This window comes from Anaerotignum propionicum DSM 1682 (genome assembly GCF_001561955.1).
Lineage (GTDB): Bacteria > Bacillota > Clostridia > Lachnospirales > Anaerotignaceae > Chakrabartyella > Chakrabartyella propionicum.
Window position 1 is genome coordinate 3052587 of sequence record NZ_CP014223.1, and the last position, 17768, is coordinate 3070354.

Below are 17768 nucleotides of genomic sequence, written 5' to 3' on the forward strand. Positions count from 1 at the left end.
CTTGTTTTACGCAATTTTCCCCTTTTTTTGACTTCACTATTGAAACATTCCATAAATTGGTATACCATCCATATTAGGAGGTGTACATGATGAATATAGTTTTTGAAAAGCTTGGAATGGAGCACCAAAAATTGGTTATGGAAATTTTTAATTACTACATTGCCACTGGTACTGGCGCTTTTCCGCCAACGCCCTTACCAGAACAGTTTTACCCCATGCTGATGAAAAGATCTGAGGATTTATGTGCCTATGCTGTGGTTGATGCAGATATAAACAGAACTGTAGGCTTTTGTTCTCTGTCTCCCTTTCATCCCTTCTCCACCTTTCAGAAAACTGCTGATGTCTCTTATTTTATTGCTGAGGACTACACCGCAAAAGGAGTCGGTGCAAAATGCCTTTCCTTATTGGAACAGGAAGGAAAAGTCCTCGGAGTACATCACCTTATCGCGGAAATTTCCTCTGAGAATGAGCCCAGTATTCAGTTCCATATTAAAAATGGGTTTTCAAATATTGGGGAGTTTAAAAATGTGGGAGAAAAATTGGGGCGTAACTTTGGTATCGTACTAATGCAAAAAACGCTATAAAAGAAAAAGGGACGCCTGCACGAATATGCTTGACGTCCCTTTTGTATCATACTAAAAAATCCACACCCATTTTGATGAATAATAACACAATAACCACCATTAACATGTATTGAATGGCTTTTGCGCCTTTTTTTATGGCAAAGCCTGCTCCGAAATAATTTCCTGCAATCCCAAATACGGCCGCAGGAATTGCAATTTTAAAATACACGGTTCCTTCCAAAAGAAATACTGCCAGAGCTGCATAATTGGAAGCCAAATTCAAACATTTTGCATTTCCCGAAGCAGTACGCAAATCATATTTCATAACAAAACAAAAAGCCATCAAGGCAAACGTTCCTGTGCCAGGGCCAATTAAGCCATCGTAAAATCCAATGACTCCGCCAATCAGTAACGCCAGTACAATCTTCTTCTTCTTAGTATAAGAATCCGAATGATTCTCCTCCCCCATATTTTTGTTTAAAACCGTAATGATTCCAACTATGGGTAAAATGACAAGCATCATGGCCTTTAAGGTGCTGTCACTGAAGTAAAGCACCACCTTCGCCGCCAAAGCGGATGCTGCAAAAGCACCCATTGCCGCTAAGATTCCCACTTGAATATCCAGCATTTTATGCTTCCAATACCGTAACGTGGCTATGGTGGTTCCGAAGGCAGCAGAGAACTTGTTGCATCCATAAACAAAATGCATAGGGATTCCTGTCAACGTATAGGCAGGTAAAGATATGAGACCCCCACCGCCGGCTATGGAATCTAAAAATCCTGCCAAAAAACTGGCTCCCATTAACATCAAAAAATTTGGAACTGAAATCACAAATTCTCCACCCATTTCATTTCGCCTCTTATACTTTCTCAAAAAAAGTCTGTGTTACCCATTCACTATAGACTTTTCTTACAATTCAACCACCACGTCAATCTCCTCTATGCCATAAAGGAAAAACAACCGGATCATCTCTTCTGTAATTCTCTCACCGCTTATAGCTATGGGTATGGCAGGGGGACAGGAAACAGCAGGTGTTGCACAAATCCGTCCCAGGGCTTGCTCCACCTTCACGGTGCATCGCCTTGCAAACATGGCCTCACGAATGGACATTACTTGCTCTCCTCTGAAAGGCAGAGTAGTCCTTTCTCCCTCAGTACTCTTAGCAATCATAGGAGGTAATGCATTTTCAATTCTTTTAAAATCCACTTCTCCATTTTCTGTGGAAAACATCATAACAAGGTGGTCTGCATCGGCAAACTCCGGCTCAATTCCACTTTCTCGGAGAAATTTAGCCAAATCATATCCTGTTATGCCCATTTTTGCCCCTTCCAGCACAATCTTTAACGGTTCATAATTCTGCAAAAAGTAGCCTTTCTCCCTTAATTGCACGGCAAGCTGTTTCACTTTCTCACAGACACCATGCATTTTCTCTCTATACCCTTCTGCCAATACTTCATTGCACAAATCTAAAGATTGCAGCGTGAGGTAAGAGGGACTTGTAGAACCAAATAGGGCCAATGCATTTTTTCCATCTTTCTCAAAGGGCAAGGCATCCCTTCCAATATGTAAATATGCCCCTCCTGTTAAAACCGGTAAGGTTTTATGGGCAGAATCGCAGCACATATCGGCACCCAAATCCATAGGATGCAAAGATTCAGGTAAAAAACGCAAATAAGCCCCATGGGCATTATCCACCAATAGAGGAATGCCATATTTTCTGCAAACCTCAGAAAGCCCTTTTATATCTGCCATCCCACCCAAATAATCAGGGGAAGTAATGTATAGGGCAAAGGGCAGAACCTCCATAGATTTCAGAATACTCTCCAACTGTTGGGTTAAAATGGGACAACTGCAAAGAGATGCTTCCTCCTCAGGATAAATCCACACTACCTCCAAATCCAATAAAGCACAGGTATGTAAAAATGCCTTATGAGCATTTCTGGCCGCTAAAATAGGCTGTCCCTTTTTTCCACGGAGCATAGCCAAATAAACCATAGCACCAATGCATTGTGAGGAACCTCCAGTGGCATAGAACGTTCTTTTTGTGCCAAATAAACGAGTGGCATTGTTCTCACTTTGCCGAATAATCCCCTGGGCATGATATAAATCGTCAGCCCCTTTGATTTCTGTGATATCTAAGGCCTCACAACCCAAAAGGGGGCTGCCCTTATGCCCCGGCATATGCAGGCGGACAGTCCCTTTCTCCAAATATTCCTTCACAAAATCATAAATCGGTGTATCCATGACAATTATTCCTCACTGCTTTCTGCAACTTTCATCATGATGGCACATTCAATACGCTTTTTGAAAAGTCTACAGCCGTACTCATAAATACCCTGAATACTGCCTGTTGCGTGGTAAGCATTGGCAGCACAACCGCCTGAACAGTACATCTTCGCCCAACAATTTCTGCAATCCTCTCTTGCATAGGCATTGCAATGACGGAATTCGTCCTGAACCTCAACATTTTTTACGCCGTCCCAGACGTTGCCTAAGCTGTACTTGTCATCTCCAACAAATTGGTGACAGGGGAATAACTCACCCCAAGGGGTAACTGCCATATATTCCGTGCCTGAGCCACAACCTGTAATTCTCTTATAAACACAAGGGCCGTTTTCCAAATCCAAAATGTAATGGTAAAACTCGAACCCATTTCCTGCTTTTTTCCGTCTAACCATTTCCTTTGCCAAAATTTCATATTGTTCAAACAGCTTTGGCAAATCTTCCTCCGTTAAAGCATAAGGGTCGGAAGGGTCACAAACCACAGGCTCCATGCTCAATTCTTTAAAGCCCATATCTGCCATATGGAAAATATCGTTGGTAAAATCCACATTGTTGTGGGTAAAGGTTCCTCGCATGTAGTAGCCTTGTCCACCTCTTTTTTCAACAAACCGCTTGAACTTTGGCAAAATTGTTTCGTAACTGCCCTCACCCCCAACGGTTTTACGCAAATGGTCGTGGACTTCTTTTCTGCCATCTAAGGATAATACTACGTTGTGGATTTCCCGATTAGAAAATTTAATCACATCATCATTGATGAGCATTCCGTTTGTAGTCAATGTAAAACGGAATTTTTTATTATGGATAGGTTCCTGCTCCCTTGCATAAGCAACCAATTGCTTAATGGTATCCCAAACCATCAAAGGTTCGCCACCGAAAAAATCAACCTCCAAATTTACTCTGTTTCCAGAATGGGCAATGAGAAAATCTAAGGCCTGTTTACCAACTTCAAAGGTCATTAAGGCACGTTCCCCTTGATATTGTCCTTGTCTGGCAAAACAATAGCTGCAATTTAAATTGCAAGTATGGGCAACATGAAGACAAAGTGCTTTTATCACATTACTGTTGTTTTTGAAATCATAAGCAAGATTTTCATATTCGTCCTTGGTGAATAGTCTGTCTCCTTCCACTAGGGCTTGAATATCCTCAATGCATAGTAAAATTTCTTCCTCAGTTACGTCGGGTCTATCTTTATATTTTTCTAATATTGTCTGGACGATTTCATCCTTGCTGCCGGTTTCAAACATTTCAATAATGTCATACGCCACCTCATCCACCGCATGAACAGAACCGCTGCAAGTATCCAGAACAATGTTATAATCGTTTAATTTATATTGATGTACCAATCTATTCAATCCTTTCTAAAACAAAGGGTAACACCCCTTGCAGAAATACCCAAATACGAAAAATGCCGCCCTACTGAAAGCAGGCGGCGGATTCGTTGTCAATCCTTTTGAGCTTACTTCTGTTTGTTCTCGCAGGGCTGATTTGCTACGCCACAGGAGGTTTTGCAAGCAGACTGGCAGGATGTCTGGCATTCGCCACAACCACCAAAAGCTACGCTCTTTTTCAGGTCACGAGTTTTAATTGTCTTAATTCTCTCCACGGTTTCATCTCCATTCTAATTTATGAAAATTCTATGCGTTTTCTATTGCCTGTAAGAGAAAAACTCTTCCGCTGAAAATCGCTTATATACTGAAAAAGTATATAACAAGTACCCTAAATTGTCAAGGCGTATCCTTAGGAAATCAAGGTTTCCTCCTTCCCCTATTTCATCCTGTTTACGCAAATTTGCAGAAATCTGATTTCCTGTCTTTTTTGGTTTTACATCAACATCAGCATCTCCTAAAATGCTTTTATTGTGGGGATTTTATGGAACTGGACTTTCCATAGGAAATGTGTTAGAATGCATTTTAGTATTTGGGTAGTAGAAAAAATCCTTGACAAAAATAACGGGTTCAATGATCTCATGTTGAAGATTTTTTCCAGTTTACATAGTAAAAATATTATAAAATAAAGTGGTGTAAAATTATGAAAGAAAAAATCAGCCCACCCGTTTACTCACAGATTGCCCTTGATATTGCTTTGCGTATCTCAAGAGAAGAACTGAAGGAAAACACAAAAATTTATGGTCGCTCCGTCATGTCCTCAGAATATGGCGTATCCCCTGAAACCATCCGCAGAGCATTAAAGCTGTTGGAAGATGTGGGCATTGTTGAGGTACGAAAAAATAGTGGCGTGGTTGTTCTTTCCGTAGAAAAGGCAAAGGATTTTGCCCAGCGCTTCAGTGAACAAAACGATACCCGCCTCATTGAGCGTAATCTTAGAAGGCTTTTGGATCAACAGCTGAACTTAAATGAGCAAATTCGGGAAATGGTTTCTCATTTGGTACGCACCAATGATAAATTTTCCAAAAGCAATCCTTTTCAGAATTATGAAATTGATGTTCCCGGGGATTCTCCCCTTATTGGAAAGAGCTTGATGGAACTTATGTTTTGGCATAAAACCAGAGCAACTATCATCGCCATTCGCCGTACAGATAAAGTCATTTTGTCCCCTGGGCCTTATGCTGTTTTGCTGGAAGGAGACACAATTATCTTTGTTGGAGATATCTCTACCATCGAATCTGTCAGCAACTATATTACAAAAGCCCAGCAAATATCAGAATAAAAAACAATGCAGACCTCCCATCATTCGGAAATGACGGAGGTCTTTTTTTATGTGTAAAAGATTTGGAGAGTATTAGAATCATGTCCTTTGGTCTTTGTTGCACATGGATCAAAATAATTAGTAATCAAAGTGTAATCTTAGATGAATTTGAGCATCCTAAAAATGCCTCAAAAGTTATCTACTTTCCTTCCAAAAAAAATAAACACTAATTCGAAAATTTTTTTAAAGAGTGTTCCTTTATCTAACCTCAAACTCTTTTTTTTCCTGAAAGACGGGGATTTTTCTGTGGAAAACTGGGTTTCTTGACAACTGACAACTTAATATGTATAATAGAGTTGTTACTTTCGACAAAAAAGAAAGGAGATTCAAACTTTATGATTCAATTTCGAAATGTAAGTAAGCGCTATGGTAAGAAAATAATTTTAGATAATCTTACTCTAGATATAAAGGCTGGTGAATTTGTTATTCTCATCGGCCCCAGTGGTTGTGGTAAAACAACCACACTGAAAACAATCAATCGTCTGATCGAACCGGATTCCGGTGAAATCATAATTGATGGTAAGGATATTACCAAGGTAGACCCCGTTCAACTGCGTCGTACCATCGGCTACGTCATTCAGCAAATTGGGCTTTTTCCAAATATGACTGTGGAACAAAATATTGCCGTTGTTCCAAAGCTTCTGAATTACAAAAAAGAAGAAATCGACGAAATCGTACATCGTTTATTAGATTTGGTAAATATGCCTTATGAGGAAAATGCAAAAAAATACCCTTCGGAGCTTTCGGGTGGACAGCAGCAGCGTATTGGCGTATTACGCGCCCTAGCGGCATCCCCGCCTATTGTTCTAATGGATGAGCCCTTTGGTGCTCTTGACCCAGTAACAAGGGATTCTTTGCAGGAGGAAGTTAAAAAAATACAGAAAAAGTTGGGTAAAACCATCGTTTTTGTAACCCATGATATGGATGAGGCCATTCGCCTTGCAGATACCATTGTTTTTATGAATGAGGGTAAGGTTTTACAGGTTGCTTCTCCAGAGGAAATGCTGCAAAACCCCGCTGACCCCATTATTAAAAGCTTCCTTGGTAAGCATATGAATAATGGTAACACTGCCAATAACATGGTAGCCTCCGACTTTATGCGCTCAAAAGTTCTGACTGTATCAAAAACGAAAAAAACCTTGGAATGTATTGAGCTGATGAGCCGAAGAGATGTATCCTCCCTGATTGTGGTGGAGGATGATGATACCTATTTGGGAACTGTCTCTGTAGATAAAATCAAAGCACAAGGTAAGGCAGGTAAAGAAATTGCAGAACTAATCACCGTAGAGGCTATGACGGTAAACCGTAATTCCAATGCCCAGGAAGCCTTTGAGCTATTAATCGCTTCACCCACCGGTTATGTTATCGTACTAAATGATAATAATACGGTTGCGGGTCTAATTACAAAAACCAGTATGGCAAAGGCCATGGGCGAAGCTCTTTGGGGGGAGATGACGCAATGAGTTATATGGAATTTTTTACAAAGCATTCCAATGAAATTCTCAAGGCCGTAATTACCCATATTGAGCTTGTACTCATTTCCGTTGGCATCGGTGTCATTGTGGCAGTACCCATGGGTATACTCCTTACCCGTCATAAAGCAGCGGCAAAATACATTTTATCCGCTGCAGGTGTGATTCAAACAATCCCTGGTCTGGTGTTATTGGGTATTATGCTGATTTTAATGGGCATCGGCAAGCCTCCGGCAATTGCCGCCCTTTCTCTTTATGCCATACTTCCAATTTTAAGTAATACTTATACGGGTATTTTGGAAGTAGATAGACATTGCATTGAAGCCGCAAGGGGTATCGGCATGAGCGGTATGCAGACTCTCTTTAAAGTGGAGCTGCCCCTAGCCATGCCGGCAATCATCGGTGGCCTACGCCTATCCACAGTTTATATTATCAGCTGGGCAACTCTGGCAGGAATGATTGGCGCAGGTGGTTTGGGTGATATGATTTGGACGGGACTTTCTACCTATGAAACAAAATATATTCTTGCAGGGGCAATCCCCGCTGCAATTATGGCTCTTGTGGCAAATGCATTGATTGGATTCCTCCAACGTGCAATGACGCCCCGCGGCCTAAGACTTGGGAGGTGAAAAAATGACTGATTTATTTTCCCTGACAATACAGCATATGGTTCTTGTTCTCATTGCCATAGGATTTTCTACAATTATCGGGATATTCCTTGGTATTATTTCCTATTGGGTGCCCTATCTGGATAAGGTAATCCTTTGGGTTGTGGATTCCTTACAGACCATTCCCTCATTGGCACTTCTAGCCATCTTGATGATTTTCTTCGGCCTTGGCAACGTAACCTTAGTGGTGGGACTCATTTTGTATTCCCTTCTGCCCATTGTTCGTAATACTTACCTTGGGTTAACGGGGGTACCTCTTCACTTAAAGGATGCGGCAAGGGGTATGGGTATGTCGAAACTGCAACGTATGATTAAGGTGGAACTGCCCCTTTCCTTTCCCCTGATTTTTTCAGGAATCAAAATTGCCACTGTGACTGCATTATCCATTGCGGTAATCGGGGTTTTAATCGGCTCCGGCGGTCTTGGTTATCCCATTTATCGTGGAATTCAAACCATGAACTTCTCCGCAATTATGAAGGGAACCATTCCGGTGGTGGTTATGGCAGTTTTATTTGACTTAATCATGTCTAAATTTGAGCAGAAACTCGTGAAACGAGCAAAATAATATTCAAAAGGAGGATAATATATGAAAAAAAAATTACTATCTTTGGCAGTTGCCGCTACAGCTGTTTTTTCCATGGCTTTGACAGGTTGCGGCAGTAAGGATACTGTTGTCATCGGTTCTAAGGATTTTAGCGAGAATATCATTCTTGGTGAAATTCTTTCTCAGCTGATTGAAAACAAAACAGAATTGAAGGTGGAACGGAAGCTGAATATGGGTGGCACCTTTATCAATTTTGAAGCACTGAAAAAGGGCGATATTGATATTTATTCCGAATATACTGGCACTGGTCTGACTGCCCACTTAAAAATGGATGTCATAACCAATCCCGAGGAAGCCTATAACGTGGTAAAAGAGGAATTTAATAAACAATTTGATATCTCTTGGTTGGAACCTTATGGCTTTAATAATACCTACGCCATCGCTGTTACAAGGGCAGTGGCTGATAAATATCATTTGGAAAAAACCTCTGATCTGAAGGGTGTTTCCGAAAATCTAGTATTCGGCGGTGAAAATGAATTCTTCAATCGTCAAGATGGGTTTGAAGGCTTCTGCGATTTGTATGGTGTCACCTTTAAGGGCGACCCTAAGATGATGAATGTATCCTTAAAATATCAAGCCATTGGCAATAATGATATGGATGCTACCGACGCCTTTACCACCGATGCAGAAATCAAAAAGTATGATTTAAAAGTATTGGAGGATGATTTAAACTTCTTCCCCCCTTATTATGCAGCTCCCCTGGTGCGTAATGATACCCTGAAAGAACACCCTGAGCTTAAGGACGTTCTGAACCTATTGGCGGGGCAAATTAGTGATGAGGAAATGACAGAATTGAATTATCAGGTTAATGTAGAGCAGAAAAAAGTGGAACAAGTGGCCACAGATTTCTTGAAAAGCAAGGACTTGCTGAACTAAACCCCTTTTTTCGATTCATTTTGAAACACTACAACTTTAAAACATAAAGACCCTTTAATCTGCAAAAGAAACGCCCGTTGCTGTGATTTGCAAATCACTACAACGGGCACTTTTTATTTTCCCTTTACACATGTGAAGGAGGCCATGGCTCTCACACAATTCAATTGTACTTGGTCATACATTTCATTCAATCTGGCTTCTAAGCTTTGCTTCGTCTCAAAGGGCGGGGTAAAAAATCCCTTTGGTACATAGAACCTTTGAATAAACCAATCTGTACGTTTACTCTCTTCTTGCACATAAAAACAACCGCAAAAATACCCCCGGGCTTTAGTACCCGAAAAATCTCTCTGTATGCATCCTCTTTGTCTGGAAAAGCATGAAACCCATTGAGGGATAGCACCAAATCAAAGGTTTTATCAGGAAAATCCAATGCACCCACATCCCCTTGACAAAAGGTAACATGGTGAAGGTCCATAGCATCCCCTCTGCCCTGCGCTCGTACCATCATTTCCTCGGAATAATCCACGCAAGTGATTTCGGCCTTCTGTAGGTTTGTATATATAGGCATAGTCAATATCCCTGTACCCACAGGTACTTCCAGCATTTTACCTGAAAAATCAGAAGGAATTCCCTGCAGTGCAAATTGCAGATACCGATTATTTTCATCTCGATTCATTCCCCAAATGATTTTGCATACAGCCTTTCCCAAAAAAGTATAGCAGGTAATCATTCCATCATAAAAGGTATGCTCTCCCCCTATGGTTCTATAGGCATTTTGTATTTCATCATTTCTTGGCAATTTTCATTCCTCCTTTGGCTCGTATTTTATCAGCCCAACGCCACATCCAATACCATCATCAGCGCAAAACCTAGCGCTGCACCAATTGTCCCTATGTTGGAATGCTCCCCCGCTTGTGATTCGGGTATCAATTCCTCAATCACCACATAAATCATAGCCCCTGCGGCGAAGGAAAGAAAATAGGGCAATATGGGCATTACTTGCTTTGCCAACAAAATGGTAATCACCGCACCCACAGGCTCCACAACGCCGGAACCCACACCATATAAAAACGCCTTTTTCTTGCTGGCACCTTCATTGCGCAAAGGCATAGAGATGATTGCCCCTTCTGGGAAATTTTGTATTGCAATGCCCAAAGCCAAAGCAAAGGCAGACATCATGGTAATATTACTGCCTCCCAACATGGCTCCTGCAAAAGTTACACCAACAGCCATACCCTCGGGAAAATTATGTAGGGTTACGGCAAGCACTAACATTGATGTTTTGGAAAGCTTGCTGGGTACACCTTCCGGCTTATCACTGTCCAAATGCAAGTGAGGTATTATGGTATCTAATATCAATAAAAATCCAACACCTAATAAAAACCCAATCAACGCAGGCAACCAAGAAGGGCCCCTTTGCTCTCCGGCCAAGTCAATAGCCGGAATCAACAATGACCACACTGAGGCGGCAATCATAACGCCTGCCGCAAAGCCTAAAAGCAATTTTTTTACCTTTTCATTCATTTCATCTTTCATAAAAAACACCATTGCAGCACCTAATGAGGTTCCGACAAATGGAATCAGTAAAATCATAAATTCTTTCAAACTATCACCTACCCATCTTTTTCACTTATCTTGCAGTAACTGATTCCAACAAGCCACCATGCATGCGACCATCGCTTCCAAATTTCTCCCCGCATTCTCCTCAGATTTTTCATGGGAAACCAAGTGTACAAAAAGATTCACTTGGGTATGGGCAAACCAGTGAAGCATATAGTCTGCTGGTTTTGACAGATTTCTTTGTAAACAAATCCGCTCAGCCATAAGACGATATTTTTTTTCTGTCATCTCCACAAATTGCTCCTCTGTATGCTCGAACTTGGAGCCTCTGGATTTTGTTAACAACAGATGGAATGCGTCATAATTTTGGTAAATGCAATGGAGCATTTCTTTTGCACATGCCAAGTCCTCCATATCCTCTTTTACCTGATTAAGGTATTCCTCCTGATATAGCTCTTTGTCAAAATGCTCATCCAAAATCTGATTTAGCTCTCTTAAAGGCTCTTCCACAATGGAAGCAAATAAATCTTCCTTATTTTCAAAGAAAAAATATAAGGCACCTGTGGTGACCCCTGCATTTTTGCAAATATTTCGTAGGGAGGCTTGGGCAAAGCCTTTTTCCAAAAATTCTTTTCTGCCCCACTGAATCAACTGCTCTTTCGTTTCTTTCTCGTTTTTCAAAGGATACCTCCTTCTCAACATAACACCGTTATCTATTTTCTATTATTATAGTATGTCGTATTTATTTTTTTGTCAATATACATCTCAGTAACCCACCGAAACATGACCAACACATTAACTGACGAAAATAAAGTTAATACAGGTTAAATAATTTTTTTAGCCTTTAACAGTAATAACCCTTAATGTAATTTTAGATTTAATATAACTTGATTAAATGTTCCATAAAATGATTCATTTTTTGTGTGATAAATTTCTTCTTATGATAGGCAATTTTGAATTGCCGAATAAACGCTATTCCTTCTATTTGAGAAGAAAATAGAGTCTTGTTTTCAAGCTCTTTTAAAACACTTTTCTGGGAAATAACAGAAATACCCAAATTGTTTTCTACGGCATTCTTAATGGTTTCCGAATTATTGCAAACCCATGATGCAGACCAACTGACATTGTTTGCCGCCATTTTTATTTCAAACAGCTTTCTGGTGCCACTACCCTTTTCTCGGATGATGAAATTCTCTTTTTCAAGTTCAAAGGGAAATACCACTGCCTTTTGTGAAAAGGGATGCTCCTTCCCACAGATTAATATTAGTTCATCCTGAAGAAAAGGTTTTATGGTAATATCCGATGATAGAATTTCCCCCTCTACTAACCCCAAATCAACCTCATTGTTTAGAATAAGGGATTCTATCACAGTTGTGTTATCCTCAATCACCTCAAAACTTGTAGTAGGACTGACATTTTGAAAGGACTTCACCAATTTTGGTAAAATGGCTGAGCCTACCGTAACACTGGCTCCAATACGAATCACGCCGCTTTCCGACAAAGATTTTATACTGGCTTCTGCTTCCTCAGTCATTTTAGTGATATGCCTAGCATAGCTCAGCAGCTTTTCTCCTGCATCCGTCAGATAAATTCTTTTAGAAAGCCGTTCAAAAAGCTTTGTTCCGTAATATGCTTCCAAGTCAGAAATTGCTTGACTCACCGCTGACTGAGAGATATATAAACGCTCCGCCGCTTGAGTCATATTCATGGTCTCACACACCTCTATAAAAATTTTAAAATGCCTTAATGTCATAAGTAACCTCCGATGCATAAGCTTTTACTTATCAATATTATCTTATAATAATATTTTAATTATTATTGTGCAAGAGGTATAATACAATCAGTATAAAACCAAATAAAGGAGAAGAACAAACATGGTAAAAAGAAAAATAGGAGGAATCCTTCTTGCAGGGGGAATTGCCATTCCTGCGTGGCTAATTGGTAAGGCATTTCCCATCATAGGCAGCCCTGTCTTAGGGATATTGTTCGGTATGATTCTGGCTTTTTGGAATCGATCCACTCATTTTAACGAAGGCATTCAATTTACGTCGAAAAAAATTCTGCAATACGCAATCATACTTTTGGGATTTGAAATGAACTTATTTAATATTTTTAGTGTTGGAAAGCAAACCATCTTACTTATGGTATTTACCCTATCCGCAGCATTTATAACCGCATTTTTTGCAGGAAAACTTCTCAAGCTGGATGGAAATACAAAAACGCTGATTGGTGTAGGCTCTGCCATTTGCGGCGGCTCTGCCATTGCCGCAACAGCCCCCGTTATTCATGCGAAAGATGAAGAAATCGCCCGTTCTATTTCAACAATCTTTCTATTTAATGTAATTGCGGCGTTCCTATTTCCCGCCTTGGGACACCTGTTTGGAATGAGCGATCATACCTTTGGCCTCTGGGCAGGAACCGCAGTGAACGATACCTCTTCTGTGGTTGCCGCAGGCTATGCTTTCAGTGATACCGCAGGAAATCTATCCGTTATTGTAAAATTGACAAGAACTCTAGCCATTGTTCCCATTACCCTTGTTTTGGCAGTTATTACTTCAAAAAAGAACGCTGGAGAAAATGCAAATTACAGCATCGCCAAAATTTTCCCATGGTTTGTACTTGGTTTTCTGGGTGCATCTATATTGAATACCTTCCTGACTATCCCAAGCAATGCAACCCATTTTCTTGCCCAAGCCGGAAAGTTTATGATTGTCATGGCAATGGCTGCAATCGGTTTAAACACAAATATCATTAAATTAGTGAAAAATGGAGCGAAACCTATACTGCTGGGTTTTTTATGCTGGCTTTCTGTCTCCGTTGTTTCATTGGCTGTTCAATATCTTTTTCATATCTAAACAAACATGATGATATGAAAACTTGCTGCTAATTCATTCCATAGACATATCAGCAATAAATAAAAGGAGCTGAGAAAATTCCAGCTCCTTTCTTATTCATTCAGTTAGGCACGCAAGTACCTTATCGATAACCCTATTTCTTTAAAGTTTATCCTGCCGCCCATATTTCTATTTCTATTTTTATTGAATCCAAACCTAAGGCGTTCACATAGGCAATTGTCATTGAAGGAGAAATTTCTCCAAAAAAATCACAATAAATCTTATCGAAATACTCCCAGTCGATTTCTACTATGGACCATATATTTACCTTAATCACATTATCTGGTTCCAAATCCACACTTTTCAATAAATTTGATATATTTATAAATGTATTCTCTACTTGCTGATTAAAATCATTAGGAATATCTCCACCTAAATCTGCTCCAATTTGGCCTGAAAACGTATAAAAAGTTGCATTAGGCTTTATTTTTGTGATATGGGTATAATGCCCCACCTCTTTACTCACTCCTGATGGAGACAATCTGGTAACTACATGATTTTTCATTTCATAACATCCTTTCTCTATTGGATAAATGATTTCTAACACTGTATATCTCTGATATACAGTTATCCTCTGCTAGAAATTTATTTATCAAAAATAGAGATGGAATGTTCGTTTTTTATAAGACTACAACTAATAAAAATTAATATCATTCCCTTCCCCCCTTTCAAAGTATTATATGGATAACCGCGCCTACAGTCAAGTAAGCAATTATGAATGAAAAAATAGTACTCTAACCTTTTTTCATCCATTGTAAAAAACATGCAGTTTTTTCGTAACCACGTATCTTAATTAAAAACACAATCAGGACTAACACAAAATGTATATCTTATTTCTTAGTATTTGTTTACTTTCCTCAAGAAAAATTTAAGATAACATTGTTGAAAATATGGTAATATATAGAAAAAGGAGTGTTTAAAATGAAGAGAAAGAGTGTAATTCAGTTTTTAATTGTAAGCCTGCTATTACATAGTGGATGCAGTTTATTGAGTGAAAAAAATATATACGCCAGCAAAATTGCTAAATATGAGACAAATTTCAATACAAATTACAAAACTTTACATGGCTTTTCAGAAAATTTAATACCTATTGAAGATAAAAATGGAATTGGATTTATTAACACAAAAGGGAATATAATTGCTTCTCCATCTTGGGAAAGTGTGATGCCTTTCAAAAACGAACGTGCTATTGTATCTAAAAACAGAAAATATGGCCTTATAAATACTGAGGGGAAAATAATTGTTAGTCCTCAGTATACTTTTATGGAAGATTGCGAGAATGGATTGTTTGTCGTTGCCAAGGATAAAGAATTTGGATTAATAGATACAGACGGGAAAATGGTATTAAATTTAAATTACCAGTGGATATCAACTTTTAATGATGATATGGCTATGGTAAAAAAAACCGGAAAATATGGATTTATAGATAAAACCGGAAAACTTACTATACCTATAGAATGGGATTGTCTTGGAGTTTTTGAAAATGGACTTGCTCCGGCTGTTAATATAAATAAAAATATATGTGGATTTATAGATAAAAATGGAATTGTGGTTACAAAAGTTGAAGATTATTATTTTGATGACCAAGCCAAGAAAAATAAAATAACATATTCACAGTTATTTATGCCATCAGAAGGTGTAGCTATTTATAAAACTGTGGAGGGTGATAACGGATATGTTGGAATTGATGGAAAGATTATTTCACCTCCCCAAAAAAAGACTTTATCTTCTTTTAAAAACGGAATTGGGGTAATTCAAAAAAGTAATGGCACATCAACTATGATTAATAAACGCGGAAAAGTAATTGCTAATATTGATGGCTATATCCTAAATAGTTTTAGTTGCAATATGGGCTTTGCAGAAAAAAATAAAAAATATGTCGCGGTTAATACAGAAGGTAAATTAGTAACCGGTTATGTTTTCACCGATTTTAAAGATTGCACAGAAAATTTGGCTGCAGTAAAAACCGAAAAAGGGAAATGGGGTTTTATTAATTCAGAAGGTAAATTGGTAATTGCTGATAAATGGGATTATGTTACACAATTTAATAACGGAACCGCCATAGCAGAATCAAGTACAGCGGGAATAACAAAATATGCTATTATTGATAAGGATGGAAAGCTTGTTGGAAATAAAACTTGGGACTTTGTAGGAAAATATGAATACGGTGAAAATGCAAATAAGTTCATCCTGGTTAGTGAAAATAAAAAATTTGGGTTGCTTGATCATGCGGGAAACATTTTAATTCCCCCTCAATGGGATGGTATATCCGGTGGATATGATTACGGAAAATTTCTATTACAAGAAAAAGATACATATTATGCAATATCAATAGCTAACTAAAATTAAATAAAGTAATTTTCACGTTTCTTTAAAAGCATTAGGGTCAAAGAAAATTTGAGGTTAGCAGTTTCAACTTAAAACATCTTCAAAATATTCACCAGGAGCGCCCTATTAAAATTCCCCTTTTAAAAATTAATAGAAAGCAAATGATATTTTTAAGTACAACGTATAAAGTATCAATCTGCTAACATAACCTTAAGTCAACGAAAAAGGGCTGAAAACCCAAGAAACCTTGAATTTCCAACCCTTTATGATGTCCCAGACAGGAGTCGAACCTGCGACCTTCCCCTTAGGAGGGGGACGCTCTATCCAACTGAGCTACTGAGACAAATTATAATATAGAATATAGATAGCTAAGAGACTCTCAAAGCAGTCCTTTTCTATTTTATGCGTATCCCCTGCCACAGTCAAGTAGTTTTATGCCATAGCAGGGGAATTTTTTTATTGAAGTTTTTCCTCAATGAAAGCCGCTAACTTCATGGCTTCCTTTTCCATTGCTTCTTTGTCCTTGCCTTCAATCATTACTCGTACCAAAGGCTCCGTACCGGAAGTGCGAATCAGCACTCTTCCGTCAGAAGAAAATTTTTCCTGCAAAGCCTCAATCGCAGCTTTTATTTCAGGAACCTCCATATATTCATTCTTCCGTGCATTGTTCACCCGCGCATTTACTAAAACCTGAGGCATAACTTCCATGGTTTTTCCCAATTCAGAGGCCTTTTTCCCACTGCGATTCATGACAGATAAAAGCTGAATTGCAGTCAAAACACCATCCCCTGTTGAGTTGTAATCCAGAAAAATAATATGACCGGATTGCTCTCCCCCTAAGTTATAGCCTTCTGCCAGCATACTTTCCAGAACATACCTGTCGCCAACATTAGTTTGCAAAACAGAAATTTCATTTTCACGCCCCATCATTGTTAGCCCTAGGTTAGACATGACCGTACCAACAATAGTGTCTTTTTTCAATTCTCCCCTTGCCTTCATATCACACCCGCAAATTGCCAGAATCTTATCTCCGTCAATCACTTGGCCATTTTCATCCACCGCCAAGCAACGATCTGCATCTCCATCAAAGGCAAAGCCTATATCAGCGCCATTTTCCTTTACCAATGCCACTAAATCCTCCATATGGGTTGAACCGCACTTATCATTAATATTGGTTCCATCAGGCTCATTATGTATGATGCAAAGTTGGGCTCCCAACTCAAGCATCGTAATCGGTGCCGCTTTATAAGCAGCTCCATTGGCACAATCTAATGCCACCTTTATCCCTTGAAAACGCTCCGTTGTACTGTTTCTAAGGAATGCAATGTAATCATCCAATGCTTCTTCCGCATAACCTCTGGTTCCAATCCCATTTCCTGTGGGGCAAGGCAAAACCTCCATACGACTTAAAACGATATCCTCTATTTCATCTTCCAATTCGTCACTCAGTTTATAGCCTTGATCACTAAAAAACTTAATGCCATTATATTCAACCGGGTTATGGGATGCAGAAATCATCACCCCTGCGTCCAAACGATAGTGACGCACCAAATATGCCACAGCAGGTGTGGGAATTACCCCCGCAATCACTGCATGGGCACCAACGGAGCAAATACCTGCAACCAAAGCAGACTCCAGCATATCACCACTGATTCGTGTATCCATTGCCACCAAAATACGGGGTGCATGCTTCTTTTCCTTCGTTAAAACATATGCCCCAGCCCGGCCAAGCTGATACGCCATCTCTCCAGTCAATTCCGTATTGGCAACGCCTCTAACCCCATCAGTACCAAATAATCTACCCATTTATATT

Annotated in this window: 18 protein-coding genes and 1 tRNA gene; 8 read left to right on the plus strand and 11 right to left on the minus strand. The window is 39.3% G+C overall.

Features of this window, described 5'->3' with window-relative positions:
* The first annotated feature begins 89 nt into the window (after positions 1 to 89).
* On the plus strand, positions 90 to 584 hold the full coding sequence (locus CPRO_RS14400) for a GNAT family N-acetyltransferase (RefSeq protein ID WP_066053374.1): 495 nt from the start codon (positions 90 to 92) through the stop codon (positions 582 to 584).
* 46 nt (positions 585 to 630) lie between these two features.
* Here the strand turns inward: CPRO_RS14400 and CPRO_RS14405 are convergent, their stop codons facing one another.
* The 4 genes from CPRO_RS14405 to scfA all read right to left on the minus strand — a co-directional run bounded on the left by CPRO_RS14405 (position 631) and on the right by scfA (position 4450).
* Complete coding sequence (locus CPRO_RS14405; protein WP_066053377.1) at positions 631 to 1410, minus strand: sulfite exporter TauE/SafE family protein; 780 nt, start codon at positions 1408 to 1410, stop codon at positions 631 to 633.
* Positions 1411 to 1473: 63 nt separating this feature from the next.
* Complete coding sequence (locus CPRO_RS14410; RefSeq protein ID WP_200777650.1) at positions 1474 to 2808, minus strand: Orn/Lys/Arg family decarboxylase; 1335 nt, start codon at positions 2806 to 2808, stop codon at positions 1474 to 1476.
* Between the two features lie 5 nt (positions 2809 to 2813).
* Positions 2814 to 4190, minus strand: coding sequence for a thioether cross-link-forming SCIFF peptide maturase (gene scfB / locus CPRO_RS14415; RefSeq protein ID WP_066053382.1), 1377 nt, complete (start codon positions 4188 to 4190; stop codon positions 2814 to 2816).
* 113 nt (positions 4191 to 4303) lie between these two features.
* Positions 4304 to 4450 carry a six-cysteine ranthipeptide SCIFF gene (gene scfA / locus CPRO_RS14420; RefSeq protein WP_066053385.1) on the minus strand — a complete coding sequence of 49 codons (147 nt, stop codon included), beginning with the start codon at positions 4448 to 4450 and terminating at the stop codon, positions 4304 to 4306.
* Between the two features lie 425 nt (positions 4451 to 4875).
* Between scfA and CPRO_RS14425 the strand changes: the two genes are divergently transcribed.
* The 5 genes from CPRO_RS14425 to CPRO_RS14445 all read left to right on the plus strand — a co-directional run bounded on the left by CPRO_RS14425 (position 4876) and on the right by CPRO_RS14445 (position 9173).
* Positions 4876 to 5514, plus strand: a complete 639-nt coding sequence (locus CPRO_RS14425) for a GntR family transcriptional regulator (protein ID WP_066053388.1) — start codon at positions 4876 to 4878, stop codon at positions 5512 to 5514.
* Positions 5515 to 5888: 374 nt separating this feature from the next.
* Positions 5889 to 7016 carry an ABC transporter ATP-binding protein gene (locus CPRO_RS14430; RefSeq protein ID WP_066053391.1) on the plus strand — a complete coding sequence of 376 codons (1128 nt, stop codon included), beginning with the start codon at positions 5889 to 5891 and terminating at the stop codon, positions 7014 to 7016.
* The gene (locus CPRO_RS14435) at positions 7013 to 7654 is read left to right on the plus strand and encodes an ABC transporter permease (RefSeq protein WP_066053395.1); all 642 of its coding nucleotides are present in this window, start codon (positions 7013 to 7015) and stop codon (positions 7652 to 7654) included. The genes CPRO_RS14430 and CPRO_RS14435 overlap by 4 nt, the downstream gene beginning before the upstream one ends.
* 4 nt (positions 7655 to 7658) lie before the next feature.
* Positions 7659 to 8258, plus strand: coding sequence for an ABC transporter permease (locus tag CPRO_RS14440; RefSeq protein WP_066053398.1), 600 nt, complete (start codon positions 7659 to 7661; stop codon positions 8256 to 8258).
* Between the two features lie 21 nt (positions 8259 to 8279).
* Entirely contained in the window at positions 8280 to 9173 is an 894-nt protein-coding gene (locus CPRO_RS14445; protein WP_066053402.1) for an ABC transporter substrate-binding protein, read from the plus strand.
* Between the two features lie 199 nt (positions 9174 to 9372).
* Here the strand turns inward: CPRO_RS14445 and CPRO_RS14450 are convergent, their stop codons facing one another.
* From CPRO_RS14450 to CPRO_RS14465, 4 genes are all read right to left on the minus strand, one after another.
* On the minus strand, positions 9373 to 9972 hold the full coding sequence (locus CPRO_RS14450; protein WP_236782360.1) for a class I SAM-dependent methyltransferase: 600 nt from the start codon (positions 9970 to 9972) through the stop codon (positions 9373 to 9375).
* Positions 9973 to 10001: 29 nt separating this feature from the next.
* Complete coding sequence (locus CPRO_RS14455) at positions 10002 to 10766, minus strand: ZIP family metal transporter (RefSeq protein WP_066054117.1); 765 nt, start codon at positions 10764 to 10766, stop codon at positions 10002 to 10004.
* A gap of 33 nt (positions 10767 to 10799) precedes the next feature.
* Positions 10800 to 11414, minus strand: coding sequence for a TetR/AcrR family transcriptional regulator (locus CPRO_RS14460; protein WP_066053405.1), 615 nt, complete (start codon positions 11412 to 11414; stop codon positions 10800 to 10802).
* A gap of 196 nt (positions 11415 to 11610) precedes the next feature.
* Positions 11611 to 12486 (minus strand): LysR family transcriptional regulator, encoded by an 876-nt coding sequence (locus CPRO_RS14465; protein WP_066053408.1) that lies wholly within the window; start codon positions 12484 to 12486, stop codon positions 11611 to 11613.
* A gap of 121 nt (positions 12487 to 12607) precedes the next feature.
* On the opposite strand from CPRO_RS14465, the gene CPRO_RS14470 reads away from it, so the two are divergent.
* Positions 12608 to 13588, plus strand: a complete 981-nt coding sequence (locus CPRO_RS14470) for a YeiH family protein (protein WP_066053410.1) — start codon at positions 12608 to 12610, stop codon at positions 13586 to 13588.
* A gap of 148 nt (positions 13589 to 13736) precedes the next feature.
* Here the strand turns inward: CPRO_RS14470 and CPRO_RS14475 are convergent, their stop codons facing one another.
* A complete protein-coding gene (locus CPRO_RS14475; protein WP_066053413.1) occupies positions 13737 to 14132 on the minus strand; it encodes a RidA family protein in 396 nt (131 codons plus the stop codon).
* Between the two features lie 416 nt (positions 14133 to 14548).
* Between CPRO_RS14475 and CPRO_RS14480 the strand changes: the two genes are divergently transcribed.
* On the plus strand, positions 14549 to 15970 hold the full coding sequence (locus CPRO_RS14480; RefSeq protein WP_066053416.1) for a WG repeat-containing protein: 1422 nt from the start codon (positions 14549 to 14551) through the stop codon (positions 15968 to 15970).
* Positions 15971 to 16224: 254 nt separating this feature from the next.
* Here the strand turns inward: CPRO_RS14480 and CPRO_RS14485 are convergent.
* A tRNA-Arg gene (locus CPRO_RS14485) sits at positions 16225 to 16298 on the minus strand.
* Positions 16299 to 16411: 113 nt separating this feature from the next.
* On the minus strand, positions 16412 to 17761 hold the full coding sequence (glmM, locus tag CPRO_RS14490) for a phosphoglucosamine mutase (RefSeq protein ID WP_066053419.1): 1350 nt from the start codon (positions 17759 to 17761) through the stop codon (positions 16412 to 16414).
* Between the last annotated feature and the right edge of the window lie 7 nt (positions 17762 to 17768).

Bases quoted from the DNA above. Each gene is read 5' to 3' on its own strand.
- CPRO_RS14455 (WP_066054117.1), bottom strand. From the start codon at position 10,766: ATGATTTTACTGATTCCATTTGTCGGAACCTCATTAGGTGCTGCAATG.
- CPRO_RS14480 (WP_066053416.1), top strand. From the start codon at position 14,549: ATGAAGAGAAAGAGTGTAATTCAGTTTTTAATTGTAAGCCTGCTATTA.
- glmM (WP_066053419.1), bottom strand. From the start codon at position 17,761: ATGGGTAGATTATTTGGTACTGATGGGGTTAGAGGCGTTGCCAATACG.
- CPRO_RS14435 (WP_066053395.1), top strand. From the start codon at position 7,013: ATGAGTTATATGGAATTTTTTACAAAGCATTCCAATGAAATTCTCAAG.
- CPRO_RS14410 (WP_200777650.1), bottom strand. From the start codon at position 2,808: ATGGATACACCGATTTATGATTTTGTGAAGGAATATTTGGAGAAAGGG.
- CPRO_RS14440 (WP_066053398.1), top strand. From the start codon at position 7,659: ATGACTGATTTATTTTCCCTGACAATACAGCATATGGTTCTTGTTCTC.
- CPRO_RS14475 (WP_066053413.1), bottom strand. From the start codon at position 14,132: ATGAAAAATCATGTAGTTACCAGATTGTCTCCATCAGGAGTGAGTAAA.
- CPRO_RS14470 (WP_066053410.1), top strand. From the start codon at position 12,608: ATGGTAAAAAGAAAAATAGGAGGAATCCTTCTTGCAGGGGGAATTGCC.
- CPRO_RS14405 (WP_066053377.1), bottom strand. From the start codon at position 1,410: ATGGGTGGAGAATTTGTGATTTCAGTTCCAAATTTTTTGATGTTAATG.
- CPRO_RS14425 (WP_066053388.1), top strand. From the start codon at position 4,876: ATGAAAGAAAAAATCAGCCCACCCGTTTACTCACAGATTGCCCTTGAT.
- CPRO_RS14430 (WP_066053391.1), top strand. From the start codon at position 5,889: ATGATTCAATTTCGAAATGTAAGTAAGCGCTATGGTAAGAAAATAATT.
- CPRO_RS14465 (WP_066053408.1), bottom strand. From the start codon at position 12,486: ATGACATTAAGGCATTTTAAAATTTTTATAGAGGTGTGTGAGACCATG.
- CPRO_RS14445 (WP_066053402.1), top strand. From the start codon at position 8,280: ATGAAAAAAAAATTACTATCTTTGGCAGTTGCCGCTACAGCTGTTTTT.
- CPRO_RS14400 (WP_066053374.1), top strand. From the start codon at position 90: ATGAATATAGTTTTTGAAAAGCTTGGAATGGAGCACCAAAAATTGGTT.